Genomic DNA, 957 nt, shown 5'->3' on the forward strand with positions numbered 1-957 from the left:
TCATTCTTTATACCAGACTTAAAGCAAATAAAAACGCCCACAAAAGGTTTGTGGGCGTTTTATCAAATCCAATTCGCTTTATACGCTAAATGACTTAATCTTCTTATCTAGCTCTTCGGCGTTACTTTGCATCATTTCAGAGGTTTCCAGTAACTCTGTGACCACCACGACCGATGCTTCAACCAGCTCACGAACGTTCGTCAAGTTCTGGCTCATTTCTTCCGCTACACTGCTTTGTTGTCCTGAAGCGGTGGCAATTTGGAAGTTCATGTCGTTGATTTGTGTTACTTGAGCAACGATGCCATCAAGCTCACTACCCGCGTTAGAAACCAGTTCCACGCCTTCAGCCGCTTCGACAACACTTTTCTCCATCAAATCAACCGCAGAAGTCGCGCTGGCCTGTAGCTGAGTGATCATTCCTTGAATTTCCACCGTCGCTTGTTGCGTACGCTGCGCAAGGTTACGAACTTCGTCCGCCACAACAGCAAAACCACGCCCTGCTTCACCAGCACGCGCCGCTTCAATCGCCGCATTCAAAGCAAGCAAGTTGGTTTGCTCAGAAATGCCTTGAATCGTACCCACTACGCTACCAATCGACTCAACACGCTCTTCAACTTGGTTTACGGCTTGTGCAGAAGAAGCAATATCTGAAGATAGCTCGCTCATCTTCGCCACTGTACTTTGCAAGAACTGTTGACCCGTTACGGCTTGCGTGGACGCCTGTTCCGTCAAAGAAGAAGCTGTTTGAGCATGATCGGCCACCGTTTGTACGGTCGATGACATCTCACTCATGGCCGTCGCCAGCTGGTCAATCTCGTTGAACTCTTCTTGCGCCGACTCTTTAGTTTCTGACATGCTCAGCGTCATCACTTCCGTCAGTGTCGCTAGCTCGTCGGATGCGTTGATTTGCATTTGAATCACGTCATGCAGTTGGCGACGCGTTTTCTCTAGCTCTCG

General features: G+C 48.8%; 1 protein-coding gene. It reads right to left on the minus strand.

Translation table 11 applies throughout. The annotated features are described in order from the left end of the window. Positions 1-78: 78 nt before the first annotated feature. The coding region (locus tag R7190_RS26005) for a methyl-accepting chemotaxis protein (RefSeq protein ID WP_318137698.1) at positions 79-957 on the minus strand (879 nt) is incomplete at its 5' end.

It is taken from the genome of Vibrio sp. 1078-1 (assembly GCF_033340475.1).